Source organism: Vibrio sp. 070316B (genome assembly GCF_013114115.1).
Lineage (GTDB): Bacteria > Pseudomonadota > Gammaproteobacteria > Enterobacterales > Vibrionaceae > Vibrio > Vibrio chagasii_B.
This window is the reverse complement of sequence record NZ_VTYC01000009.1, coordinates 106,744-132,388: the sequence shown is the minus strand read 5'-3', so window position 1 is coordinate 132,388 and position 25,645 is coordinate 106,744. Positions and strand designations below refer to the sequence as shown.

Here is a 25,645-nt window from a genome sequence, read left to right as displayed (position 1 = left end):
ATGCTCTTTAGCGTAATTTGGATTAGATTTATTGATTTAATCTAGTTTGGCGTTGCGCCAAACTCTAACTTATTGAGTAATTTTACAGTTGCGGAACGACATTATCGATCCGTGATAGTTACTCATTCTTCGCAACGATCACGGATCGATAATGTCGTTCCGCGTCTTAAAGTAAAGAGTCATAGTGATACAGGTTTACCTGTATCACTTCCATTTCTTATAGTAAGCAATCTTATCATGCAGTTATCGATTCTCAGTCGTATCTCACAAGAAGATTTTAACTCCAGTTTAAACCAATACCTGGCTGAAAGCCCATCAACCCATTATAAGGTTTATAAGATACCAAAGCGGAGCTTTGGTTTTCGGGTTATAGCTCAACCAACTCCACAGTTGAAAAATATACAAAGAAAAATTGTTGGAGAAATTAAAGGGTACATGCACGTTCACTCTGCGGCGAAAGCTTACGTTAAAGATTGTAGTATCAAAGATAATGCTATCGTACACGTCAACTCTAATTACCTCTTGAAATTAGATTTGGAAAACTTTTTTAACAGCTTAACTCCTGCGATGTTAGCGCGAGCCCTTAAGTACCAAGGTCTCTCACTTCTAGAAAGTGAAGTTGCAGCTTTAAACGAATTATTATTTTGGAATAGAACTAAGAAGAAGAGCCCAAACCTTGTACTTAGTGTTGGTGCACCTAGTTCTCCTTTTCTATCTAATGTGATTATGTATGAGTTTGATGAAGCTGTTTCTAAGTTCTGTTCTGAATCTGGCTTGTCATATTCTCGTTATGCCGATGATCTTACATTCTCGACATCGATTAAAGATATTCTATTTGAAGTTCCAAAATTTATAGAAAGTATCCTTTTTCAACTTTTTCAAGGTAAGCTAAAGTTGAATTATTCGAAGACTACGTTTTCTTCTAAAGCTCATAATCGCCATGTGACGGGAGTTACTCTCACTAATAACAACAAGTTATCATTAGGCCGAGAGAGAAAAAGATATATAAGGGCGATGTTGCATAAGTTTTCGTGTGAGGAGCTCTGTGACTATGATGTACAAGCTTTGAAAGGGCTCATTAGTTTTGCGTTAAATATAGAGCCTACTTTTGTTGATAAAATGAAGGGCCGCTATGGGGCCAAGCTTTTTGATGATCTATTCAAGTATAATAATGGTGATAACTGAAAATGTCTGAACAAATTAGTAAAACTATTAGAAGGTTAATCTCTCGTTCTGATAAGGGGGACTTTTCAGCTTCATTTCAGTTGGCGCAATCTTATTCTGAAGGTTTCAGTGTAGAAAAAGATAAAGAAAAGGTTCAACAGTATTTGTCGGCTTGTGCTAACCAATTAAAGGACAATTCTTTTAGAGTAAAGTCAATTAAGCTTTCTGATTACAAGGGGTTTGACCTTGTTGATTTGGACTTCTTGAATAAAAACCGCACAACAGTTTTGGTTGGAAATAACGGTAGTGGTAAATCTTCAGTACTAGAAGCTATACAAAAGAGCTTAACTCACCTTAACTCTCGCTTGGCAACAAAGTCTCAAAACGGTGATCTCATTGAGGAGATTGAGATTAAGAAGGGTAAGGATACGGCTACAATAACCACTGCTTTTGAAGTTCAAAATCAATCATTTAGCATGGATCTAAAACAAAGTTCTGCAATGAGCTCAAAAAGAGTGAAAGGTAGTTATACTGAAATCAATGATATTTGTTTGATACTTCGCAAGGCTAATGAAGCAGATCCTCAGTTATCTCTGCCATTATTTGCTTCTTATACCGTTGAGAGAGCCAATGATGTGACAACGAAAGATATTGAAGAATCTGACGAAATAAAAGAAGATCATATCTGGGATAAATCAAAGGCTTATAGTAAAAGCTTATCAGGAAAAGCTGACTTTAAGCTGTTCTTTCGTTGGTTTAAAGAGCTTGTTGAGAGCGATAATGATTCATCTAGCCTCGTAGATGAGTTGAGAGTGAAAATTCAAGCAAAAGAAGCTGAAATCAATAGTCCGATCCTAAAAGACTTGATAGATAAACACCCTGAGCTTAATCACCTCATTGAATCTCACCGACAAGAGTTAGAGCTATATCGAGATCAACTTAACTCTCTCTATTCTGTCGATGAAAAGTCTTTGGACACTGTCAAAGAAGCAATATATAAGTTTTTACCTGGCTTCAGTAACCTCAGATTTCAAAGAAAACCTTTAGACCTAACTTTAGAAAAAAATGGTGTGCAGTTGAGCGTACTTCAACTATCGCAAGGTGAGAAAACCATGCTTGCTCTAGTTGCTGATATTGCTCGTAGGCTTACTTTACTTAACCCACAGTCTTCAACCCCTTTGGATGGTTCTGGTGTTGTCCTTATTGATGAGGTCGATTTACACTTACATCCATCTTGGCAGCAACAAATCATTCAAAAGCTTGAGTCAACGTTTGGTAATCTGCAATTTATCGTTACGACCCACAGCCCTCAAGTTTGTCATACCGTTGATAGTTCAGCGATTTGGTTACTCAAAAATGGGAAGAAACAAGCAGCTCCCAAAGGCATAAGAGGGGCTGTCTCATCATGGGTATTGAAAAACTTGTTTGAAGTTGACGAAAGGCCTCCTGAAGACGAGTTTACGAAAAAATTATCTGCATATACGGAGTTAGTGTATGAAGATAGATATGATGAAAAAGAAGCTCTGGATCTTCGTAAACAGCTATCTAGACATTTTGGTTCAGGGTACCAAGAGTTAGTTAAGTTAGATTTATACATAGAAAATAGAAGGTGGGAGAAAGAGTATGAGGAGGATTGATAAATCTCATACTTCCAATGCTCTAACAGTCTACGCAGCAAATCATCCTGATGATTATTGGGATTTTTTTCAGAGAAATAATAGTAAAGCTTACCAAGAGATAAAAGCTAAAATTTTTGAAGAGCAAGGTGATATTTGTGCCTACTGTGAAATTGATTTGTCTAAAGAACATACCTTTGAACATCATCGTAGGGTAGAGCATTTTAATTCAAAATCAGGATGGAAAGTGGGTCAAGCCCAACCTAATTGGCATTTAGATTGGTATAACGTTATAGGTGTCTGTATTGGTGGAACCGATAGAGATAACCGTGAGCGTTTTGTTATGCCAGAGAATAAATCCTGCGATTCATATAAAGAGCATCTTGAAACTAATTGTGGATATGGGAAAAATTGGAAAGGCAAGGTGGTATCTCCATTAGAAGCTGGGTTGTGTAGCGATATGTTTCATTATTGCTTGGCATCTGGAGAGCTGAGTGTTAATGACGTTTACGCTAATTCTGTTCAATTTCACGACAATATATATGCAACTAGCGCTGAGCTTTTACAAGAAACTTTGGTGTTGTTTAATTTAAACTGCGAACGGCTTAAGTTGGCAAGAAGGGATGTCCATCATAGCTATGAAAAGCTTAAAGCGGCATTCAGAAAGTCTAATGACGTCAATAAGTTTAAGTTTATGCTTCAAAAATGGTCTGGCAGTGAGCAGGTTCTTAGTTTTCAGACAACTCGAGATATTTTACTTAGAGACTGTCCTATAGCTAAAAAATGTCTAAAAGAACCTCCTGCAGCGTAAACGAAAGGTCTAATAGCATCTATTGACCCTGTCACTCTTCAAGAGTGACAGGGCTTACAACGCCCGCCAATACTAAGCTGATAAGCTTTATCTACGAATGCTAATCGAATGACCACGGAGCTATAGACGCTCTCAGCGCCTCCTTTCTTGCTTGTTACAACCTTACATACAATAATCAGGTTGAATCACTTCAATACAGCAATCGCTGTCCGGATGATTGCAATAAAACCCAATACTTTTAGCGCATTCTAATTTCTGGCCCACTCGGGCTATACAAAGTACCAATTGATAATGGCTTACGGCCAGTTCAGTTGTTCGGGAACTTCTCACGCAGTAGCACCGCTCTATTATCATATCTATTTGATGTGGCACTTTTAACGAATAAAGTGGGAGCAATAACACTAACCAAAAATCGCAATGAACTTTGTTACTGCACTCTGAAATTAGAACAATTGATATAGCTGTATAAAGCCGACTTAGTGTCGGCTTTTTTTTGGCCTTAACGTTTTATAAGGAAGCAGAACCATGGCTACTAACTTCATGTTCAAAGTCACTCTAGTATTAAAGAGAAACCCTAATGGCTCATACGCAACACAAGCTGAACGCAAGAAGGTTCTAAAGCTTGTAGATCGAAACTTGAAAGAGCTCGGCTATAACAAGCTTCAACTACATAACTTAGGTTCAAAACATTTGAACGCGGTGATTGGTATGTGGATGAGCAATGGCCTAAGTACTGGAACCATTAAAAATCGAGTTGCTCACCTTCGTTGGTTACTGGAGAAAATAGATAAGCCAGGAGTTCTTCCTTCTAGTAATACAAGCTTGGGTATTCCTAAGCGTGTACATGTGACAAACCAAGATAAATCTATAGAACTAAAAGAAGAGCAATTGAACTTGATTAGTAACCCTTACTTACAGGCTTCATTTCGATTACAAGCTGCTTTCGGTTTAAGAAGGGAGGAGTCTATGAAAATTCGTTTGAAAGAAGCGGATAAAGGGCAATTCCTAAGGCTAGTTCAAACCAAAGGGGCTCGCCCTAGAGATATACCCATTACGACTCAACAGCAGAGGGCGTTGCTTGATGAGTTGAAAGCATGGGTCGGTGCTGGTTCATTAATCCCTCCGGAGTCGCTCTACAGCACGCAGCTTGGACGCTACCAACAAGCTTGTATAAAAATGGGGATAGATAGGGCTCATGGCTTGAGGCATGCGTATGCGCAAAAACGCTATCTTGAGCTGGTCGGTTTTCCATGTCCTGCGAAAGGTGGTCCAAAGAGAGGAGAGTTACCTAGTAAGTTGTATGAACGAGTAAAAGAAATAAGGACACGAATTAGCGAAGAATTAGGTCATGGGAGAGAAGAGGTTACAGCCGTCTATTTGGGACGTTAGGATGAAATTCTTATGCTTGTGATGCGAACACAGTATTTCATAATTGAATTAGATAGTTAGTGTGCGCTAAGTGGAAGCCTTAAGCTATACGCTAACTGCACCCATAACTACACCTATAATCTATAGATGTAAAAAAGGCGTAGTAGGTACTAACCTTCTACGCCTTTCTAAATTTGGTGGCCCCTCCCAGATTTGAACTGGGGACCGAACGATTATGAGTCGTGCGCTCTAACCACTGAGCTAAGGGGCCGTAGGGCATAGATTATAGGGGAAGCATTCAGTGGTGTCTAGACACTATAAGGGGCAATTCCGCTTACATCTTAGCCACTTAAATCACACAGCTACAAAAAAGGTGAGCCATAGCTCACCTTTTGTTAATTATGCTTAAAAGCTAATCACATCAATGTGTGTGATTACTCGTCTAGGAAGCTGCGCAGAGTTTCTGAACGGCTTGGGTGACGAAGTTTACGTAGTGCTTTTGCTTCGATCTGACGGATACGCTCACGAGTTACGTCGAACTGCTTACCAACCTCTTCTAGAGTGTGGTCAGTGTTCATGTCGATACCGAAACGCATGCGCAGTACTTTCGCTTCACGAGGTGTTAGGCCAGCAAGAACGTCTTTAGTTGCACCGCGTAGGCTGGTTGCCGTTGCAGAGTCTAGAGGTAGTTCTAGCGTTGTATCCTCGATGAAATCACCTAGATGCGAATCTTCGTCGTCACCGATTGGTGTCTCCATTGAGATAGGCTCTTTAGCGATTTTCAGTACTTTACGGATCTTGTCTTCAGGCATTTGCATGCGCTCAGCCAGCTCTTCCGGAAGTGGTTCACGACCCATCTCTTGTAGCATTTGACGAGAGATACGGTTTAGTTTGTTGATCGTTTCGATCATGTGAACCGGAATACGGATAGTACGAGCTTGGTCGGCAATCGAACGAGTGATTGCTTGACGGATCCACCATGTAGCGTAAGTAGAGAACTTGTAACCACGACGGTATTCAAACTTATCAACCGCTTTCATCAGACCGATGTTACCTTCTTGGATTAGATCCAAGAATTGTAGACCACGGTTTGTGTACTTCTTAGCAATCGAGATTACTAGACGTAAGTTCGCTTCAACCATCTCTTTCTTCGCACGACGAGCTTTTGCTTCACCGATAGACATACGACGGCTGATGTCTTTAATGCTTTGAACAGTCAGAGAGGTCTCTTTCTCGATCATATCCAGTTTTTGGATTGAGCGACGGATATCGTTCTCGTGACGTTTGATCTTTTCTGCGTATGGTTTGTCTGAAGCAAGTACTTCATCTAACCATGCTTCGCTAGATTCGTTGCCAGTAAATAGAGCAATGAAAGATTTCTTCGGCATTTTGCCGTACTCAACCGTTTGACGCATGATCAGGCGTTCTTGAGTACGTACACGATCCATAGAGTTACGCAGTTCGTTTACTAGGTAATCAAACTGTTTTGGTGTTAGACGGAACTCTTTGAATACGTCTTGCATCATTGTCGTTGCAAGCATTGCTTTCGGGCTTTCATGGCCGTACTCGTTGATCGCTAGCTGACGGTTTTGGTAGCTAGTACGAAGCGCTGTGAATTTCTCAAGAGCAAGCTCAGGATCGATACCTGTATCTTCTTCTTCCTCTTCTTCATCGTCATCAACGTCTTCTGCGTCTTCGTCATCCAGATCTGTTTCAGCAAGTTCTGAACCGATGTGAGTCGCTGTTGGTGCAGCTGTGCCATCGTCATCTGGGTCAACAAAGCCATTAATTAGGTCTGTTAAGCGAATCTCTTCTGCTTGTACGCGGTCAAACTGTTCCAAGATGTATGGAATAGTACCTGGGTACTCAGCAACAGATAGCTGAACTGTATTGATACCATCTTCAATACGTTTAGCAATGTCGATTTCGCCTTCACGAGTCAGTAGCTCAACCGTACCCATTTCACGCATGTACATGCGAACTGGGTCAGTAGTACGGCCAATCTCGCTTTCTACGCTTGAAAGCGCAGCAGCTGCAGCTTCGGCTGCGTCTTCATCTATATTGGCATCGTCATCATTAAGCGCTAGATCATCAGCATCAGGTGCAGTTTCAACTACTTTGATGCCCATGTCGTTAATCATTTGAATGATGTCTTCTACCTGTTCAGAATCCACGATTTCTGCAGGTAGGTGGTCGTTTACTTCGGCGTAGGTCAGATAGCCTTGTTCCTTGCCTTTAATAACAAGTAATTTAAGCTGTGACTGCGGATTTTGATCCATAGATGATATCCAACTTCAGGTCTGGTGAAGGACGTTGCATTCTCAAATGCAAACCAATGATGTTAACAAATTTATTAAATGCTGACTAATCAAACAGGGTTACGCTTTTAGATCTAGCATTAAAGCTAGTAGCTCCCTTTTTTCTTCGGCTGATAAACCGACACTTCTTGCTTTGGCCTGCAGGTTTTCAATTTGTTTTTCAACGCACTGGGCAAGTATTTTGTCCAATGAGTCTAAAAATATGTCTTCTTGATTGTCTTCGTCGAGTGGGATTTCCCAGCTCGCGAGACGAGACAGAAGAGCCTCATGTTTATTATCTCGCCAGTGCTCTAATAACTGGCCGGTGTTGATATGGGGATGCGCATGGCATTTATCAAGTACTTCAACGAATAAACTTAGCCCAGGCAACGGTAAGCCTTTGACACTTGATAAATCCGGTACCATATCAGCATAGCTCGGATTTTGGATAAGCAAAGCGATAACTTCACGCATTGGAGTTCGCTTGAGCTCTTTGTGCGGCTGAGGTGTCGGGTTTTGTGTATGAACACGAGCACGTCTCAGTTGGTTATCAAATCCAGTTCGCTCATCCAGTAATTTTTCGAGCAGTTCTTGGAAATAGCTGTCAGGAATTTTATTAATCAAGGCGCTTGCGTGCGCACGCAGTGCCGATTTTCCTTCGGTTGTTCCCAAGTTCAGTTTGTGTATTTCTATCAGGTTGTCGAACAAATAGGTCGACAGCGGGGTCGCATTTTGGACGAGTTGCTCAAAAGCGGCCTTACCGTGTTCTCTTATATAGCTATCTGGGTCTTCACCATCGGGCAAGAACAGAAACTTGAGTGTATTACCTGTTTTCAGGTACTCAAGTGCATTTTCTAGAGCGCGCCATGCTGCCTCTTTACCCGCTCGGTCACCATCATAACAACAAACCACAGTGCTGGTTTGTCTAAACAGCATTTGAATGTGGTCACCCGTTGTTGAGGTGCCTAGTGATGCCACCGAGTAATCTACACCATACTGCGCAAGAGCCACGACATCCATGTAGCCTTCAACCACAAGTACTTGAGGCGGTTCACGGTATGCCTGTAATACTTCATAAAGGCCATATAGCTCTTTGCCTTTATGGAAGATAGGTGTCTCTGGTGAGTTTAGGTATTTTGGTGTGCCATCTTCTAAGACACGTCCACCAAAACCAATCACACGACCACGACGATCGCGAATCGGGAACATAACACGACCACGGAATCGGTCGTATCGATTACCCTTATCGTTTTCGATCAACATGCCGCCTGTTACCAGCATGTCTTGAGCTTCTTTTTGTTGGCCAAAGTTCTTACGAACTAAGTCCCACTCATCGGCCACATAACCAATGCCAAACTTCTGAACAATCTCGCCCGATAAACCACGATTTTTTAGGTACTCAATCGCGGGCTTATTGGCTGCTATTTTTAGCTGTGAGCGATAGAACTGGCTGATGCCGCCCATCAAATCATAGAGGTTACGTTTTTGTTCAGTGTTGGCTCTTGGTGCGGTAGAGATCTCACCGCTACGTTGTTCTCTTGGAACATCGAGCCCTAAGAAGGAGGCGAGCTCTTCAATGGCTTCAACGAATTCGAGGCGCTCGAACTCCATAATGAAGTCGATGGCATTGCCATGCACGCCACAACCAAAGCAGTGATAAAACTGTTTCTCTTGGCTTACGCTAAAAGAGGGCGTCTTTTCGTTGTGGAATGGGCAACAAGCACCGTAGTTTTTGCCTTTTTTCTTAAGTTTCACGCGTGCGTCTACAATGTCGACAATGTCGAGACGCGCTAGGAGATCATCGATGAAACTACGCGGGATGTGTCCTGCCATAAAACCTTAGAAAAATGCACTAACTGAGAGTGTGGATAATAATAGTTTGAATAGGTTACAGATACAAACAAGCCGTGCGTTCCGAAGGATTGCACGGCTTGTTGCAATTTGATTTGGGATTAAGCGAGTTTAGAGCGAACTAAACCACTAACTTTACCCATATCTGCACGCCCTTGAATTTGTGGTTTCAAGATAGCCATTACTTTACCCATGTCTTGCATGCCCGCAGGTTGAGCTTCTGCAATTGCGCTATCAAGTAGTGCGATTACTTCTTCTTCAGTAAGCGGTTGAGGCATAAAGCCTTCAAGTACAGCAATTTCTGCTTGTTCCACGTCAGCAAGATCTTGACGACCAGCTGATTCATATTGAGCAACAGAATCGCGACGTTGTTTAACCATTTTTACTAGCACAGCAAGAATGTCGTCATCGCTCAGAGTAATCTGTTCGTCGACTTCACGTTGCTTTACAGCAGCAAGAGCTAAACGGATAGTGCCAAGGCGCGGTTTGTCCTTGGCTTTCATCGCTAATTTTTGCTCTTCTTTGAGTTGTTCAATAAGAGCCATAACTCAGTCCTTATGGATTAAGTTATTAGTACAGGCGAACGCGACGTGCGTTTTCGCGAGCTAGCTTCTTAGCGTGACGCTTTTGAGCTGCTGCTTTAGCGCGTTTGCGAACTGTAGTTGGCTTTTCGTAGTGCTCGCGACGGCGAACTTCAGAAAGAATACCTGCTTTTTCACAAGAGCGCTTGAAACGACGTAGTGCAACGTCGAACGGTTCGTTTTCACGTACTTTAACTATTGGCATATGCCTTTCACCTCAGGGGTTATTCATTATCGCTGGCTACTGATGACCAAATCAGAAAAATTATCCGTAGACAACTTTCGATTAAGTGTGGTCTCTAACCAGCTTGATCAAAAATGGTGCGGAATTTTAATCCGATCAGAGTGGCTTTGTAAAGCACTTTGTCGATTATAGTCTGTACAATATTTGTTTGAAGAGCTTAGGCAGGGTAATATTGCGCTAATTTCCCATTTTAGACGAAAGCGTGCCGAGAAAATTATGCGCATTATTGGTATTGAAACCTCTTGTGATGAAACAGGAATCGCAATTTATGATGAGCAGCAGGGCCTGCTTTCTCATCAATTATACAGCCAAGTAAAACTGCACGCCGATTACGGTGGTGTGGTACCTGAGCTCGCATCACGTGATCACGTGAAGAAAACTATTCCGCTAATTAAAGCGGCTCTAAAAGAGGCAAACCTGACCTCTAAAGACATCGACGGTGTCGCTTACACTGCTGGCCCTGGCCTTGTTGGTGCGCTGCTTGTTGGTGCAACCATTGGTCGCAGTATTGCTTACGCTTGGGGTGTACCAGCTGTGCCTGTTCACCATATGGAAGGTCACCTTCTTGCGCCTATGTTAGAAGATAACCCACCTCCGTTCCCATTTGTTGCTCTGCTGGTTTCGGGGGGTCACACCATGATGGTCGAAGTGAAAGGCATTGGTGAATACAAGATCCTTGGTGAATCGATTGATGATGCGGCAGGTGAAGCCTTCGATAAAACGGCTAAGTTAATGGGCTTAGATTACCCTGGTGGTCCATTACTATCTCGACTAGCAGAAAAAGGCACACCGGGTCGTTTTAAGTTCCCACGTCCAATGACGGATCGTCCGGGCTTGGATATGAGCTTCTCTGGCCTAAAAACCTTTGCAGCGAACACGATTCGTGACAATGACGATAGTGAGCAAACCCGTGCCGATATCGCATATGCATTCCAAGAGGCGGTTTGTGGTACCTTGGTAATCAAGTGTAAGCGTGCCTTGGAACAGACGGGCATGAAACGTATAGTGATTGCTGGTGGTGTAAGTGCAAACAAACAACTACGTGTTGAGCTTGAAGCACTTGCTAAGAAAATTGGTGGCGAGGTTTACTACCCGCGTACTGAGTTCTGTACTGATAATGGTGCGATGATCGCTTATGCCGGTATGCAGCGCCTGAAAAATGGTGAGACTGCTGATCTTTCAGTTCAAGCCACACCGCGTTGGCCGATCGACCAATTAGAGCCAATTGCGTAATACATCAAAATGTTTCGATAAACGGTCGCCTAGTGCGGCCGTTTTTATATCTTAGCTTACCGACGATATGTCGATAAAAAATTGCTGATAGAGATTAGGGAAGAAGATGAATAAGTTCACTGTAGATAATCAATCGATGGCGTACCTAGACGAAGGCGAAGGCCCGGTTGTTGTACTTGGACACAGCTACCTTTGGGATAGTGCGATGTGGAAGCCACAGGTTGAAGCGTTAAAATCTCAGTACCGTTGTATTGTGCCTGAGCTTTGGTCTCATGGTGAGTCTCAAGCGGCACCGAATAGAATGGGCAACCTAAAAGACTACGCTCAACATGTTCTGGCACTGCTTGACCATTTAAACATTGAAGAGTTTTCTGTGGTGGGCTTATCGGTTGGTGGTATGTGGGGTACTGAGCTTGCAGAGCTGGCACCAGCACGTATCAAATCTTTGGTACTGATGGACACTTTTGTCGGTCTAGAGCCAGAAGTTGCACACGCGAAATACTTCAGCATGCTAGACACCATCTCTCAAACGAAGATGGTTCCTCAACCGATTGTAGAAGCGGTTGTGCCGTTGTTCTTTGCTAATGACGCACAAACTAACACGCCAGCTTTGGTAGAAGGTTTTACTCAGCAGTTGTCGGCACTACAGGGCGAGCAAGCAGAGCAAGTAGCTCGAATTGGTCGTATGGTGTTTGGACGTCGTGACATGATTGAAACGATAGAGAACTTTGCTCTACCTGTGTTGGTAGCTGTCGGCCAAGAAGATAAACCACGCCCGGTACTTGAATCTTACCTGATGCATGATTGCATTTCTGGTAGTGAATTAGTGGTAATTCCTGGCGCAGGACATATTAGCTCGCTAGAGCAGCCAGAATTTGTAAACACTATGCTGAAAGAGTTTTTAGGTAAGCACCTGCTGTAGACTTTCTATCGTTTGAAATGATCGGTTTAATCTTGAATATAAGGTTAAGCCGATTTTTTTTGTCCGAGTTTTGGCTCACTGCCGTCCAGTAGGCGGCGGATGTTTTGATGGTGACGCAGCACGATCAAGCAACACAGCATAGCCACGGGCAGGGTGTATTGCGGTTTGACTAACCAAGCGTAGAAAGGGGCAAGTAGCATTGTCACCAATGCTGCCAAAGAGGAGTAACGAAATAAAAGCGCGACCACGAGCCAAGTTGCCATGATCATACCGGTTAGGTCGAATCCAATTGGGGCGATGGCACCCAGTGCCGTTGCGACGCCTTTACCACCCTTAAAGTGGAAGAAGATCGGATACATATGACCAAGACAAGCTGCAATCGCAACGATACCTAAAATAATTGAGTCGATACCGAGAAAGTAGCCAAGCCAGACTGGAATGGTGCCTTTTAACATATCACAGAGTAATACTGCTGCTGCGGCACCTTTGCCACCGACACGTAACACATTGGTTGCGCCTGGGTTGTTTGAGCCCACCGTTCTAGGATCTGGAAGCCTTAAGACTCGGCATATCAAGACCGCACTAGAGATTGAACCTAGCAAATAGGCAGCAATGATCATGATAAGTGCCAATGGGGTCATGTCTGTCCTTTAACGGTTATACGCTTAACGATGGGAAAATAATGCTCAATCCAAGAGTAATTGATATCATATCTCGAATTACGCAAATAATACGTTTTTTTCCCAAATTTGGGTATCCGACCTCTAAAAGGACAAGTCATGGCACTGGATAAAGTTTTCATTGAGCAGCTAGAAGTAATTACAACGATCGGTGTTTACGATTGGGAACAAGAGATCAAACAGAAACTGGTTCTTGATATTGAAATGGCTCATGACAACCGCCCAGCAGGCAAGAGTGATGATGTGGTTGATGCTTTGGATTATTCGAAAGTAAGCACTGCAGTACTCGATCACATTACGAATGGCCGTTTTCTACTCGTAGAACGTGTTGCTGAAGAAGTCGCAGAGCTAATTATGACTCAGTTCTCTGTTCCTTGGGTTAAAATTCACCTAGCGAAGCCTGGTGCGGTTCCTCAAGCAAAAGCGGTGGGTGTGATCATCGAACGAGGTCAAGCATGACCATCGCCTATGTTGGTGTTGGCACGAACATAGACCGCGACAAGCATGCAAGGGTGGCATGGACAGAGCTTCAATCGTTAGGGACTAACCTTAAATGCTCTAAAATCTATCACTGTGAGCCTGTCGGTTTTGATAGCCATCCATTTTATAACTTTGTGATAGAGCTCGACACGCCACTTTCATTGACTGAATTTTCACAAGAACTTCGTAAAATTGAGTACAAATGGGGGCGTGCGCAAGATGCACACAAGCTTCAGGATCGAAATTTGGATCTTGATATTGTGCTGTTTGGCGATGAGATATCTGAGTCTGCTCCAGAGTTACCACGCAGTGATATCTATAAATATCCTTTTGTAACACAACCACTTTATGATCTTTGTCCTGCGAGAGTGATCCCGCAAGACGGAAGAACCGTCAGTGAAATATGGCAGAAGATGCAGCAACTAGACTCGCTCTCTGTCGTAGATATAAAACTATAATTTTAAAGGTAAGTAATGAGTTATTTTGAAGCGTTTATATTGGCGTTGGTGCAAGGCTTTACTGAGTTTTTACCTATTTCCAGTTCGGCACACTTGATCCTTCCATCAGCGGTTTTAGGCTGGGAAGATCAGGGTTTGGCTTTTGATGTCGCGGTCCATGTCGGTACTTTGGCCGCAGTCGTGATCTATTTCCGTAAAGAAGTGATTTCGTTGTTGAGCGCATTCTTCGGCTCAGTGTTTAAGGGCGACCGCAGCAAAGAAGCGAAATTGGCGTGGATGATTATCCTTGCGACGATTCCGGCATGTATCTTTGGCCTGCTGATGAAGGACATTGTTGAACTTTACCTGCGCAGTGCATGGGTAATTGCGACAACGACCATCGTCTTTGGTTTGTTGTTGTGGTGGGTGGATAAGAACTCAAGCCTACGTGATGATGAGTACCAAGCGGGCTGGAAAAAAGCGTTGTTTATTGGTCTTGCTCAAGCTATGGCAATTATTCCTGGTACTTCTCGCTCAGGTGCTACGATTACAGCAGCACTTTACCTTGGCTTTACTCGTGAAGCGGCAGCTCGATTCTCTTTCCTAATGTCTATCCCAATCATCACTTTAGCTGGTGGTTACTTAGGCCTTAAGCTTGTGACCAGTGGCGATCCAATCCACGTTGGTACACTGCTAACCGGCGTTGCGGTGTCTTTCATCAGTGCTTACATCTGTATTCACTTCTTCTTGAAGCTTATCTCTCGTATGGGCATGACGCCGTTTGTTATCTACCGCCTAATTCTAGGTTGTGGTCTGTTTGCTTTCTTAATGATGCAATAACAGACGCTGATAACAGCCTCGTCGTAAAATTGAAAAAGCCCGCTTAACTGCGGGCTTTTTAATGCGTGCTTACTAACAGGTTGAAGATTAACTATCAGTGAGTTCTGATAACGCGCTTTCAATAGCCACCGCTCTGCGCTTCTCTTGCTCTTCTCGAATATCTTTACCTTTAAAGCCATCAGCAATGATCACTTTTACTTCAACTTGAAGTGCTGCCTGATAGGCTGCTTCAAAACGAGCCTTTTGAGGGTAAGGCTGATCTTCTAACCCTTTGCGACCAGCGTGGTCAGCTTGGCAGCATAGCAAGATGTCGTTAAGGCGATCTGGTTTGCGCCAAACATCGAACTTGTTGAGAACTTTAAGGAAAGTTGTCGGCTTGAGCTCGCCTGCACGATGAATGTTTGAGTGTTGCTCACACACTAATAGTGCAAGGTCTCTGAATTCATTAGGCACTCTCACTCGCTCACACAGTTTCTTGATGATCTTAACACCTGTGTGGCAGTGCATTTTATGGCTTGGCCATTCAGCTTGTGGTGTCACGCCTTTACCTAAGTCATGCACTTGAGCGGCAAAGCGTACGGGCAGCGATGGGCTTAATAGCGCTGCTTGCTGAGCCACCATCATAGTATGGATACCTGTGTCGATTTCAGGGTGCCATTTCTCGGGTTGAGGGACACCAAACAGAGCGTCAATCTCTGGCAAAACAACCGCTAGTGCTCCGCACTCTCTCAATACGGAAAGAAAGACTTCTGGGTGTGGTGTGCTGAGTGATTTGTGCCACTCTTGCCATACTCGTTCTGCAGTAAGATGGGCGAGTTCACCAGATTCAACGATCTCACTCATCATCAACATAGTTTCAGGGGCGACGCTAAAACCGAGATGGTGAAGTTTGGCAGCGAAGCGCGCCACTCGCAGCACTCGAAGTGGATCTTCGACAAAGGCATCGGATACGTGTCGAAGAATACGATCGGAGAGATCTTGCTGGCCGTGGTAAGGATCGTGAAGGTTGCCTGCATCATCTTGAGCGATGGCGTTGATCGTTAGATCGCGGCGCATGAGGTCTTCTTCCAGGCTAACATCTGGCGCGAAGTAACATTCGAAGCCTGTGTAACCAGAGCCTGATTTTCTCTCAGTGCGAGCCAGTGCGTGTTCTTCCTTGGTTTTTGGGTGCAAGAATACTGGGAAGTCTTTACCCACTGCAGTGAAGCCAAGGCTTTCCATCTCTTGAGGGGTACTGCCGACCACCACCCAATCTTTATCATAACTATCAATATTGAGTAGTTTATCGCGCACCGCTCCACCGACTAGATAGCGCTGTAGCCCATTCTCTTTTGGTAGGCTATCGTATATTTGCAACTTATCACCTCGAAATGTTTTATCACTGCTGGACTTTACGGCAAGCAATGGTACTTTCCATTAATCGTAATTATAGGGCAGCACATGTATAAGGAATATTTTGGCTTCGTTGAGATGCCATTTTCGATTGTACCAAATTCTCGCTACTTGTTTTTGAGTCAGCGCCACCAAGAGGCGATGCAGAACCTACAAGCCGGTTTAGGTGAGGGTGGGGGCTTTGCAATGCTTACTGGTGAGGTGGGAACCGGTAAAACAACGGTCGCTAAGGCGATGTTGTCCTCTCTTGATAGCCACACTCAAGCTGGCCTTATACTCAACCCTACGTTTTCCAACACTGATTTGCTTGAAGCTATCTGTGATGAGTTCGAGATCGACTATCCACAGCAGGCATCACTCAAGCAGCTGAGTCAGGCGATTCACTATTTCTTACTGGATAGCCATGCGGAAGGTATTCAAACCTTATTGGTGATAGATGAAGCTCAACACTTAGCTGCCGATGTGTTGGAACAGCTACGCCTCTTGACGAATTTGGAAACCGACAGTCGCAAGTTATTAAAAGTATTACTGGTTGGCCAACCTGAATTACAACAGCATTTGCAGACCACGCAACTGCGTCAATTAGCTCAGCGTATTACAGGGCGTTACCATTTGTTGCCTCTCAATATTCAAGAGACCGGCAAGTACATCGCGTTTCGTCTAGAGACAGCGGGTGGCGAGCAGATGCTGTTTTCGAATCGTTCCGTTAAGCTGATCGCCCAATATACACATGGTATTCCACGGTTGATTAACTTGGTGTGTGATAAGGCGCTTCAGCTAGCTTTTCATGATGGAGAGCAAACACCGAGCAATGACACGGTCAACAGAGCGTGCCAGCAGATCATGGCGTTTCAAGCTGAGGTTTACCATGTCGAAAAACCTCGTGCAGCGAGCACGCTACCAAAGTTAGTTCAATATGCGAGTGCTGCTACCTTGAGTGTCGCACTTGCGATGGCGACCTTTCACTTTGCGCCAGGCTACATTGACTCATGGCTAACAACCCAACCTTCGAATGAAGCCCAAACATTAAGCTCAGTAAGGATGCAGCGGTCGTTAGTCGCAGATACGCCTAAGCTGGTTGTTGAGTCTGAGATAGACAAGTTCGCACTGCCAACACATATTCAGCAACATTTGATGCAAGGGACTAACCGTTCGCTGGCGATCAAGGACTTATATACGCTTTGGGGCTACCAATCCTCTCTGCGTGACGGTTTATGCTTAAGTGAGCCACAAAGCGTGTTCGTATGTGAACAACAACAAGCAAGTCTAGATGACCTTCTAGGGTTAGGCGTCCCTGTGGTATTGAACTTAAATGTAGAGCAAGAGCCTGTGTTTGCTGTGCTTTATGGCGCATCACAAGACGCTGTCGAGTTACTGGTGAACGAAAAACTGTTAGTCATGCCGAAGCAATCTTTAGAGAAGGTCTGGCATGGTGATTATGTCGCGATTTGGAAACAGCCATTGCGAGAAACGTTAAAAGAGGGATATCAGGGTGAAGCTGTCGCTTTGCTTGATTTGTTGCTTTCTGAGGTTCTTGGAGAGGTTGTGTCCGGTAGTGATGTATTTGATTACGAATTAAAAATGAAAGTCGAAGCGTTTCAAACATGGCAGGGCATGTCGGTCGACGGTATTGCTGGTCAACGAACGTTAGCGAGGCTACAAAGATTAGCTCAGCTAGATTCTCCGAAGTTAATGTCATTAAGCGGAGGAGCGAGCTAATGTCACGCATTATGCATGAGTTGAATCAGTCCTCAGACAAATCTAGCTTTAAGGGCTACCAAAACCATCAAGTGCCGAGTTCTGTAAAGGGTATCAGCAACAAACGCGGTTCGTCGTTGGCTATGGGGTTGCTTGTTTTACTTGTGCCTTCTCTGTTGGTAGGTGGTGCCTTGGTGTATCAATCTTACCATCAACAGCAAACGGCCAACCAAGCTGCTATTAGTTCGAATTCAGAATCAGAAACCCAGCCTGTTCAAGCCAAGGATATCGAAACGGCTGATTTGAATGTCGAAGAAGAAATCGAAGATGAGCCTCTGTTTGTGGTGCGTCCAGCGCCGACAAGCAAGACGTTAAAATCGTTACCTCGCCAAGAGGTTTATGCTCAAGTTAACTCTGATAGCACTCAACTGTCTGCTGGGGTAATTGTGCCGGTAACCAAAGCAGAGAGCACTGCGCGAACAGTGGATGATTCAGAGCTGTCATTAGCTGAGCCTGAAGTTGGACCTGGTGTGAACGACGAAAGCAATTATCAGCAATCAGATAGCGACCTGCTACAAGGCTTGGATTTGACCGAGTTACCGCCTGATTTGGCATTGAAGCTAGAAGCGATTATGGATGAGCAGCCAAGTGCACCGGAGCCGATGGACTCGCGACCAGCAAGCCAGATGGAACCTCAAGTGATTGAGCTCGAAAATCACGTTAACAGTTTGTCTGGCGTATTACCTAAGCTCGACTTACAAACCCATATGTACTCAAGTAGTGAGAACAAGCGTTGGGTCAAAGTGAATGGGCAAGAGATGTCACAGGGCGATTGGATCGGTAATGATGTTCAACTGCTAGAGATCAAGCCGCAATCTGTGGTTGTTGAGTTTAATCAGCAGAAGATTGAGATTCCTGCTTTGTACGAGTGGAAGGGCTAACCTAAAGCTGCTACAAGCGCTTTGATAACATGTTGAGATAAATAAAAAAGGAGCACTTAGGTGCTCCTTTTTGGTATCCGATATTGAATTTACTTTGCGTAACGCAATACAGTCAAACGATCAGCTTACGCCCAGCCGTTTGGTGATTTCTTACGACGAGGAATGATGTGTGGTAGAACAAGGCCAAGAAGTAGACCAATACCAGCAACACCACCACCGTACATGAAGTACTTCAATAGTAGGTCATCTTTCTGCGTGTCTAGCTTAGCGCGTAGTTCACGGTTTTCTGTTTGAGAGCTTGTTAATTGTTGGCTAATCTCGCTGTAGTTCTGTTCTAGTTCAGCAATCTGCTTATTACGAGAATCTAGAGAACTTGCTAGGCCTGCTTTTTCACTGTCAGCCGTTTGACGTGCGTTAGCCAGCTTAGTTTTCACTTCTGTCAGTTCTTTCTCAAGCTTAGGCATACGCAGAGCCATACTCTCTTTAGTACTTACAAACTTGCTTTCAACCCAACCTTTACGGCCACGGTTGTCTTGGATTTGTGTGTAACCCGTGCTCTTGTTTGCTTGCAGGTAGGTAATCTTCTCACCAGCGTCAACACTGCCGATAATACGGAAGGTGTTGTTTGGGCCAGAATGCATATAAGTAAATAGTTTGTCAGCAATATAACGGTCTTGTGCAAAGGCAGCTGGAGCCGCAAGCATTGCGAACAAAACTAAGCTAATCAGTTTTTTCACAGTAAATCCCTTAACGATTCTAATTGGGTAGGCGGATGAGTCAGCCTCAATTAGCAAATAATATTTAGTTTCTTTATGCGGTGCAACAAAGAAGGGAGGCAAAGCCTCCCTTTCTGTGCGTTTGAGTCAATAATGACATGGCATTTACATATCGTTACTGAAGCTCACATAATTCTGACGCTAGCATCGACTAACGCAGTGGCAATTACATGCTAAACATAGCCTGAATACCGTAGAAGAACACAACAGCAAGTAGAGCACCTGCTGGCAGTGTCACAATCCACGAAGCCACGATATTACGTACAACGCCTAAGTTCAGTGCTGCGATACCACGAGCAAAACCAACACCCAATACCGCACCAACCAGTGTTTGTGTAGTTGAGATTGGAAGACCAGTACCTGACGCTAGAACAACCGTACATGCTGTAGCAAGTTGTGCTGCAAAGCCACGGCTCGGTGTTAGTTCTGTAATACCAGTACCTACGGTTGCCATTACTTTATGACCAAGAGTCGCAAGACCAACCACGATACCAAAACCACCTAGAGGAAGAATCCACCATGCGATAGTGCTCTTACCTGTGATTTCGCCCATGTGCTCAACCGTTGATACAACAGCAGACAGTGGACCAATCGCGTTTGCAACGTCGTTTGAACCGTGTGCGAATGCCATAGCACAAGCTGTGATAACCATTAGTACAGAGAAGATACCTTCAACACCAGCAAAGCCGTGGTCTTCTTCGCGGTTAGCGAATTTCTTCTGGATGTATAGGTAACCACCAATCATTACAATTGCTGATACTGCTGCAGCCCAAACCCATGCTTCAGTGTTGCTTAGGTGAAGACCAACGTGCTTAAGACCTTTCTTGATTGTTACCAGTGCAATTACCATCGTTGTGATGAACATGTATACCGGTACAAAGCGCTTCGCGTTGAATAGCGGGTTCTCTGTATCAAAAATCAGTCGCTGAGCACTTACGAATATCACGTAGGCGAAGAAACCAGAGATGACAGGAGTAATAATCCAACTGCCCACAATGCCTTGAACGCTGTTCCAGTCTACCGCTTCAGTACCTACAGACACACAAGCGAAACCGATGATTGCACCGATGATTGAGTGAGTAGTAGAAACAGGCCAGCCCATGTACGAAGCTAGAAGTAGCCATGTACCTGCAGCAAGAAGTGCAGACATCATACCGAATACAAGAACGTCTGGTTGATGTGCGAATAGAGATGTTTCGATAACACCTTTACGGATCGTATCGGTAACTTCGCCACCGGCAAGATATGCACCAGCGAATTCAAAGATCATTGCGATAATGATCGCTTGTTTTACGGTTAGAGCTTTAGAGCCTACTGAGGTGCCCATTGCGTTCGCAACGTCATTTGCACCAATACCAATAGCCATCAAGAAACCGAAAGCTGCTGCAACAATAATCAGGACAGTGCCGTAGTTAGCAAGGATATCCATCGTAATACCTAGTTGTTTGATAACAAGCGGAACAAATTTAGACGCAAAAAACCGCTCAGCGAGAGAAATACTCAACGCATAAGTGGTTTGTTCAAAAAATGCTCTTCGTTATATGGTTAACGTATGATTTAAGATCGAGAAAGCATTACTTCAAGACGAGCGCCTACACGCTGTGCTTGATCTGCAATACCACCAACCCATTCAAGAATTTTGTATAAGAACATGATATCAACTGGATTCAGATCGCCTTCAATCGCCATTAGTTGTTGGCGTAGTTCGATCTGCATCGCGTCCGTGTCATCTTCAATTACATCTAATTGATGAATCATTTCAGCAACGAGTGTTACTTCACGGCCCTTAAAGCCAGTCTCAAGTAATTCGTCTAGTTCATTGATTACGTTTTGTGCTTGGTTCGCTGCATCTAGACAACGTTTAACGTAAGCGATGAAGTTTTCTTGTAGAGGAGCAGGAATGACAAGTTGACGACCATATACACGGCCTGCAATGTCTTTCGCTAGGTTTGCGAGTTTGTCTTGCTGAGTTAATAGCTCCAACATGTCGGTGCGATCAACAGGCATAAACAAACCACGAGGAAGTTTAAGGCGAATTTCACGTTTTAGTACGTCAGCTTCTTTCTCAAGGTGAGAAATCTGAGCTCGAATTTCAGCTGCTTTTTCCCAGTCACCCTTTGAAGAAACTTCAAAGAAATTAACTAGGTGAGAACAACATTCGTTCACGCATACTACGTGACGCTGCAAAGGTTTAATTGGGGACTTTGCAAATAACCCCATAATTGTATTTACTGGCATGGTCATCCAACCTAATAAATAATAACCTTAAAACAACATACACCATATTCATGGTGAAATGTTAAGCGATGGCTACAAAGTCGCGCATGTTAACCTAATCAATCTCTCATTAAAACTGTTTTAGATCATCATAAGGGCGATATTTCTGACTTGCCGACTTTGAAAATTGGCAATATCCTGTCCCTATCTTCACAGAAAGGTATAACTATGGAAACCGAGATAGAACTGAAGTTTTTTGTTTCTCCTGATTTTTCAGAGACTTTACGCAATAAAATTGCTGAAACTAAAGTACTTCAGCACAGTTGTCGTGAGCTAGGTAACATCTACTTTGACACCCCTGACAACTGGCTACGCAAGCACGATACCGGCTTGCGCATTCGACGCTTTGATGACGTATTTGTACAAACGGTAAAGACAGCGGGTCGCGTTGTTGCTGGCCTGCATCAAAGGCCGGAATACAATGCAGAACACGATAGCAATGAGCCAAAACTTGCCTTACATCCAGAAGATATTTGGCCTGAAGGTAAGGACATTGAAACATTACAAGCTGAGCTTACTCCTCTGTTCTCGACTAACTTCACGCGAGAACAGTGGCTGATTGGCATGCCTGACGGTAGCCAAGTCGAGGTTGCCTTTGACCAAGGTTTCGTTGAATCCGGCGATCTGCAAGAACCGATTTGCGAAGTTGAGCTTGAACTTAAATCCGGCCAAACGGATGCTCTGTTTACACTGTCTCGCCAATTCTGTGAACAAGGTGGTATGCGCTTAGGTAACTTAAGCAAAGCTGCTAAGGGTTACCGACTTGCTCAAGGTTATCAAGGCGATGAAGTAACTCCTTTGACCTTAGTTGATACTGACAAAAGTGATACCGTTGAATCGTGTTTCATTCAATCTTTAGAGCATGCTCTCGCTCATTGGCATTACCACGAGCAAATTTTCACCGAGCGCCAATCGATTGAAGCTCTGCACGAGATCAGCCATTCACTGAGCTTTATCCGCCAGACTTTCACTATCTACGGTGGCATTGTACCTAGACGCGCTAGCGCTATTTTACGCCAAGAGCTGAAATGGCTAGAACAAGAGTTGGATTGGCTAAAAAGCTATGACCACTTTGAGGATTTGCTAGAAGATAAAGGCCACGTTCTGCGTAAGCTTGACGCTCGCAAGTTCCTAGTGGCTGAGCTAAAAGAGATGCAAGAGCAATTGCCAGATCGTGAAGAGTTACTGACTCTCTTGAGTTCAGCCCGCTACACTGGTCTCCTGCTTGATTTAAGCCGCTGGATACTTACCCGAGGTTGGCAGCCTTTCTTGGACGAAAAAGCGCGTGAGCAAATGGAGCGCGGAATTGAGTGGTTCTCTGTGAAGCAGCTTGATCGCACTTGGGCGGAGCTGATGGAAGCCTTTCCACCAGAGCGCGTGATGACAAGCCAAGCTTACATCGACCAGCAGTATCGTTTGATGCGTAACCTGTATTCTGGTGTTGGCTTTGCGAGCTTATATGATGACGATGAGCGTAATAGCTTCCGTTTGCCTTGGGCGGACATGGTACAAGGTATCGACGATTTGTTGATGCTACGAACCTTACAGCCACTCACTGAGAAGTTAGAAGGTGATGAGAAAGATCAGCTAGAGCGTTGGCTTGCTCGTCAAGAAGTTTCCATTTTGCATGCGATGGAGCAGACTCGCCAAATCAGTGTTGAAGTTGAGCCATACTGGCAAGACTAGCCTCTACACTAACATCCATTTTTAAATAGGGCCTTGGCCCTATTTTTTTGTCTGTCGTTCAAGCAACTCGAGCCGCTCTAGTATCTGTTGCTGCTGCTCTAGAATCTTGTCCAGTTTACGCTCTTTGTTTTCCAATTGTTGATTCTGGAGGTCGGTAGGCTCAGTAATCAGCGAGGTAATTAGACCTGAGATCATACCAAATACACCAACCCCACAGATGATCACAATCGATGCGATTAACTGACCAGCGGTGGTTACTGGATAATGGTCGCCATAGCCAACGGTACTGATGGTCACGAAAGCCCACCACAACGCATCATGACCAGTCGTGATATTGGCATTAGGATCTTTGTGTTCCAATAGCAGGATCGTGCCAGCACCGATGGTCAGTAAGATCACCAAAAGCAGAATGATGGAAGCGAAAGTGGTCTCTTTTCTGTTACGAAACAGCTCTCTGAAAATACGTTTACTTGAACGTAGAACCAAGATGACTCGCAGAATTTGAAAAATACGAGCGAAACGGAGTGGCTCGATCATTGGGATACTTGCCAAGAAATCGATCCAGTGTACTTTGAGGTATTCTTTCTTGTTTTGTGATCTGAATAGATCAATCGTGAGCTGAAAAAGAAAAACACTACAGATTATAAAATCGAGGCCGATAAGGACTTGTTTCGATTCTTTATCAATCGGCGCAAACAACAAGCCTGAGATCACAAATAACGCTAAGAAAGAGAGAATCAGTGATAATAAGCTCATCGGCTTAGGTGTGTCTTTGATACTATTTAACATTCATACGAGGCTCAAAATAAATCGCGAACCTGACTCAATCAGCCATCTCGCGGGTATAGAAGCCATCAATATATAAGAGTTAATGGAGAACTGACAATGACTAAACTGTCATTCAAGCCGTGGGAAAGGGTAATCTCTGACGTTCGTCTCGTTCCGAAAATGATCATGCTGATGGTGTTCAGTACCATCTTGATCATTTCTAAGCAGCTATGGGACGCGAGCACGTTTTACGATTCATTGCTCGCTGCAACGAATAATGCACAAGTCGCGCAGCAGCATTATGAGACTTACTTAGTTCAAGTGGCTTGGCAGACAGGCTTGATGATCATTGTGTTTGTGGTTCTTTTATTGGCGGCAGCTCGCGTTATGCTGCGCCAAACTCAATACCTCAGTGATGCCATTAAAACGATGGCAGACAAGAATCTATCAGTGCCGATTCACATGGACTGTAAAGATGAATACGGCGATGTAGCTCGTGAGCTAGAAAAAACACGAGTTCAGCTGCATGACATGGTGAAGGCTCAACTGGCTTCTTCTGATGAGCTATTTGCTCTAACAGAAGTGATGACCATCAGCATGTCGGAGACCAAAGAGTCAGCTCAAGAAGAGTTTAACGAGATCGATCAGTTAGCAACGGCAATGAGCGAAATGACTTCGACCGTTCAAACGGTGGCTGAGCACGCACAAAGCGCCTCTTCTCTTACTGAACAAGCATCAGGTCAAGCATTAACGGGGCAGAAGTTTGTTCAGGGCTCTGTATCTAAGATGAGTGAACTCTCTTCTGATATCGCAGCATCAGCGGCAGCGGTAAACCAAGTTGAAGAGCGTGTTGATTCAATCGGCAGCGTTGTAGGCACTATCCAAGGTATTTCAGAACAAACCAACTTACTGGCACTAAACGCAGCGATTGAAGCGGCGCGTGCAGGTGAGGCCGGTCGTGGTTTTGCTGTAGTTGCTGATGAGGTTCGTAACCTTGCACAACGTACTCAGCAAGCAACCGTCGAAATTCAAGATATGATCAGCCATCTACAAAGCAGTGCTAACTCTGCGGTAGAGCTAATGGAAAAGAGTGTTGTTGAAGCGGCTGAAGGTGTCGATCTTGTGACTAATGCTGGCTCCGAACTTGATGGCATCGTGAGCCAAGTTAACCAAATCAATGACATGAACTTCCAGATTGCGACGGCTGCAGGCCAGCAGAGCAGCGTTGCGGAAGAGATGAGTGTTAACCTGACCAATGTTCGTGAGCTGGTGGAAGCTTCTGTTGTCGTGGTCGGTGAGCTTCTAGAAACCTCTCAGCTTATGGAAAGCAACGCGCAAGAACTCGACGGTAAGATTAAGCAGTTTAAGGTATAACCTTGTTCTCTAAACCCTATTGATAGAGCCTTTTTTCTAGAGAGAAAGGTCTAACTTGATAAGTTCACTGATAAAACGCCCACATTGCTGATGTGGGCGTTTTTTATTGGCGTAACTTTGGTATAACTATCTTATACCAATCGTAGTAAATAACTGGTCACCCTAGCTTGTTAAAAATCTCGATAACAGCGTTAGAATTTTTGAATGTA

General features: G+C 44.1%; 23 protein-coding genes and 1 tRNA gene. 13 read left to right on the top strand and 11 right to left on the bottom strand.

Annotated elements, in window-relative coordinates; translation table 11 throughout:
• The first annotated feature begins 237 nt into the window (after positions 1-237).
• From F0251_RS09585 to F0251_RS09570, 4 genes are all read left to right on the top strand, one after another.
• On the top strand, positions 238-1,185 hold the full coding sequence (locus F0251_RS09585; RefSeq protein WP_171730868.1) for a retron St85 family RNA-directed DNA polymerase: 948 nt from the start codon (positions 238-240) through the stop codon (positions 1,183-1,185).
• 2 nt (positions 1,186-1,187) lie between these two features.
• The gene (gene ptuA / locus F0251_RS09580; RefSeq protein ID WP_171730867.1) at positions 1,188-2,801 is read left to right on the top strand and encodes a retron Ec78 anti-phage system effector ATPase PtuA; all 1,614 of its coding nucleotides are present in this window, start codon (positions 1,188-1,190) and stop codon (positions 2,799-2,801) included.
• Positions 2,788-3,591, top strand: coding sequence for a retron Ec78 anti-phage system effector HNH endonuclease PtuB (gene ptuB / locus F0251_RS09575; protein ID WP_171730866.1), 804 nt, complete (start codon positions 2,788-2,790; stop codon positions 3,589-3,591). The genes ptuA and ptuB overlap by 14 nt, the downstream gene beginning before the upstream one ends.
• 525 nt (positions 3,592-4,116) lie before the next feature.
• Entirely contained in the window at positions 4,117-4,980 is an 864-nt protein-coding gene (locus F0251_RS09570; RefSeq protein WP_171730865.1) for a phage integrase N-terminal domain-containing protein, read from the top strand.
• A gap of 174 nt (positions 4,981-5,154) precedes the next feature.
• Here F0251_RS09570 and F0251_RS09565 read toward each other — a convergent pair.
• The 5 genes from F0251_RS09565 to rpsU form a co-directional block, all read right to left on the bottom strand.
• Positions 5,155-5,230 (bottom strand) — tRNA-Ile (locus F0251_RS09565).
• 163 nt (positions 5,231-5,393) lie between these two features.
• Positions 5,394-7,238, bottom strand: coding sequence for an RNA polymerase sigma factor RpoD (gene rpoD / locus F0251_RS09560; RefSeq protein WP_008222514.1), 1,845 nt, complete (start codon positions 7,236-7,238; stop codon positions 5,394-5,396).
• Positions 7,239-7,337: 99 nt separating this feature from the next.
• Positions 7,338-9,089: a DNA primase gene (dnaG, locus tag F0251_RS09555; protein WP_061033564.1), complete on the bottom strand. Its 1,752-nt coding sequence runs from the start codon at positions 9,087-9,089 to the stop codon at positions 7,338-7,340.
• Positions 9,090-9,208: 119 nt separating this feature from the next.
• Complete coding sequence (locus F0251_RS09550; RefSeq protein WP_008222517.1) at positions 9,209-9,652, bottom strand: GatB/YqeY domain-containing protein; 444 nt, start codon at positions 9,650-9,652, stop codon at positions 9,209-9,211.
• Between the two features lie 25 nt (positions 9,653-9,677).
• Positions 9,678-9,893 carry a 30S ribosomal protein S21 gene (rpsU, locus tag F0251_RS09545; RefSeq protein ID WP_004396009.1) on the bottom strand — a complete coding sequence of 72 codons (216 nt, stop codon included), beginning with the start codon at positions 9,891-9,893 and terminating at the stop codon, positions 9,678-9,680.
• A 255-nt stretch (positions 9,894-10,148) separates the two neighbouring features.
• On the opposite strand from rpsU, the gene tsaD reads away from it, so the two are divergent.
• Both tsaD and F0251_RS09535 read left to right on the top strand, forming a co-directional pair.
• Positions 10,149-11,165 carry a tRNA (adenosine(37)-N6)-threonylcarbamoyltransferase complex transferase subunit TsaD gene (gene tsaD, locus F0251_RS09540; protein WP_171730864.1) on the top strand — a complete coding sequence of 339 codons (1,017 nt, stop codon included), beginning with the start codon at positions 10,149-10,151 and terminating at the stop codon, positions 11,163-11,165.
• 106 nt (positions 11,166-11,271) lie between these two features.
• Complete coding sequence (locus tag F0251_RS09535; protein WP_061033565.1) at positions 11,272-12,087, top strand: alpha/beta fold hydrolase; 816 nt, start codon at positions 11,272-11,274, stop codon at positions 12,085-12,087.
• 44 nt (positions 12,088-12,131) lie between these two features.
• Here F0251_RS09535 and plsY read toward each other — a convergent pair whose 3' ends face one another.
• The gene (gene plsY / locus F0251_RS09530; protein ID WP_171730863.1) at positions 12,132-12,728 is read right to left on the bottom strand and encodes a glycerol-3-phosphate 1-O-acyltransferase PlsY; all 597 of its coding nucleotides are present in this window, start codon (positions 12,726-12,728) and stop codon (positions 12,132-12,134) included.
• A gap of 138 nt (positions 12,729-12,866) precedes the next feature.
• Between plsY and folB the strand changes: the two genes are divergently transcribed.
• From folB to F0251_RS09515, 3 genes are read left to right on the top strand one after another with little or no spacing between them, the layout of a single operon-like run.
• Positions 12,867-13,226 (top strand): dihydroneopterin aldolase, encoded by a 360-nt coding sequence (gene folB / locus F0251_RS09525; RefSeq protein WP_061033567.1) that lies wholly within the window; start codon positions 12,867-12,869, stop codon positions 13,224-13,226.
• Positions 13,223-13,705, top strand: coding sequence for a 2-amino-4-hydroxy-6-hydroxymethyldihydropteridine diphosphokinase (folK, locus tag F0251_RS09520; RefSeq protein WP_061033568.1), 483 nt, complete (start codon positions 13,223-13,225; stop codon positions 13,703-13,705). Before folB ends, folK begins: the two co-directional genes overlap by 4 nt.
• 15 nt (positions 13,706-13,720) lie before the next feature.
• Positions 13,721-14,524, top strand: a complete 804-nt coding sequence (locus tag F0251_RS09515) for an undecaprenyl-diphosphate phosphatase (protein ID WP_061033569.1) — start codon at positions 13,721-13,723, stop codon at positions 14,522-14,524.
• Between the two features lie 87 nt (positions 14,525-14,611).
• Here F0251_RS09515 and F0251_RS09510 read toward each other — a convergent pair whose 3' ends face one another.
• Positions 14,612-15,928, bottom strand: a complete 1,317-nt coding sequence (locus F0251_RS09510; RefSeq protein ID WP_061033570.1) for a multifunctional CCA addition/repair protein — start codon at positions 15,926-15,928, stop codon at positions 14,612-14,614.
• A gap of 36 nt (positions 15,929-15,964) precedes the next feature.
• Here F0251_RS09510 and F0251_RS09505 point away from each other — a divergent pair, with 36 nt between their 5' ends.
• Complete coding sequence (locus F0251_RS09505; protein ID WP_171730862.1) at positions 15,965-17,635, top strand: ExeA family protein; 1,671 nt, start codon at positions 15,965-15,967, stop codon at positions 17,633-17,635.
• Positions 17,635-18,555 carry a general secretion pathway protein GspB gene (locus tag F0251_RS09500; RefSeq protein ID WP_061033572.1) on the top strand — a complete coding sequence of 307 codons (921 nt, stop codon included), beginning with the start codon at positions 17,635-17,637 and terminating at the stop codon, positions 18,553-18,555. The genes F0251_RS09505 and F0251_RS09500 overlap by 1 nt, the downstream gene beginning before the upstream one ends.
• A gap of 125 nt (positions 18,556-18,680) precedes the next feature.
• On the opposite strand, the gene F0251_RS09495 is transcribed toward F0251_RS09500, so the two are convergent.
• The 3 genes from F0251_RS09495 to F0251_RS09485 form a co-directional block, all read right to left on the bottom strand.
• The gene (locus F0251_RS09495; protein ID WP_008222545.1) at positions 18,681-19,292 is read right to left on the bottom strand and encodes a TIGR04211 family SH3 domain-containing protein; all 612 of its coding nucleotides are present in this window, start codon (positions 19,290-19,292) and stop codon (positions 18,681-18,683) included.
• A gap of 205 nt (positions 19,293-19,497) precedes the next feature.
• Positions 19,498-20,760, bottom strand: coding sequence for an inorganic phosphate transporter (locus F0251_RS09490; RefSeq protein WP_061033573.1), 1,263 nt, complete (start codon positions 20,758-20,760; stop codon positions 19,498-19,500).
• Between the two features lie 128 nt (positions 20,761-20,888).
• The gene (locus F0251_RS09485; RefSeq protein ID WP_008222549.1) at positions 20,889-21,569 is read right to left on the bottom strand and encodes a TIGR00153 family protein; all 681 of its coding nucleotides are present in this window, start codon (positions 21,567-21,569) and stop codon (positions 20,889-20,891) included.
• A gap of 207 nt (positions 21,570-21,776) precedes the next feature.
• Between F0251_RS09485 and F0251_RS09480 the strand changes: the two genes are divergently transcribed.
• Positions 21,777-23,294, top strand: coding sequence for an inorganic triphosphatase (locus tag F0251_RS09480; RefSeq protein WP_116869999.1), 1,518 nt, complete (start codon positions 21,777-21,779; stop codon positions 23,292-23,294).
• A gap of 39 nt (positions 23,295-23,333) precedes the next feature.
• Here F0251_RS09480 and F0251_RS09475 read toward each other — a convergent pair whose 3' ends face one another.
• A complete protein-coding gene (locus F0251_RS09475) occupies positions 23,334-24,083 on the bottom strand; it encodes a potassium channel family protein (protein WP_105059007.1) in 750 nt (249 codons plus the stop codon).
• Between the two features lie 96 nt (positions 24,084-24,179).
• Here F0251_RS09475 and F0251_RS09470 point away from each other — a divergent pair, with 96 nt between their 5' ends.
• Complete coding sequence (locus F0251_RS09470; RefSeq protein WP_061033399.1) at positions 24,180-25,436, top strand: methyl-accepting chemotaxis protein; 1,257 nt, start codon at positions 24,180-24,182, stop codon at positions 25,434-25,436.
• Positions 25,437-25,645: the final 209 nt, after the last annotated feature.